The organism is Streptomyces sp. a15 (genome assembly GCF_059026085.1).
Genome location: NZ_JBWLKM010000326.1, coordinates 1 through 241 on the forward strand (window position 1 = coordinate 1; position 241 = coordinate 241).

Annotated in this window: 1 protein-coding gene; it reads right to left on the bottom strand. The window is 73.0% G+C overall.

All coding sequences use genetic code 11. From position 1 onward, the window contains the following. Positions 1-59: 59 nt before the first annotated feature. Positions 60-241: ATP-binding protein (locus AC5P09_RS52335; RefSeq protein WP_493880677.1), on the bottom strand; the 182-nt coding region annotated here is incomplete at its 5' end.

The window sequence follows — 241 nt, forward strand, 5'->3', positions numbered from 1 at the left end:
GCCGGTCCGTACGAGGGCCTGGTCGTCGGCGATGACGGCGCGCAGTGCGGGTGGCCGGTTCACGTGGTCCGCCACGGTACTCGGGCCCTGATGCGGTAGCCGCCGGCGAGGGTCGGACCGGCCGTCAGTTCACTGTCGTGGACGGCGAGGCGCTCGCGCAGCCCGATCATCCCGAAGCCGGTCCGTACGAGGGCCTGGTCGTCGGCGATGACGGCGCGCAGTGCGGGTGGCCGGTTCACGT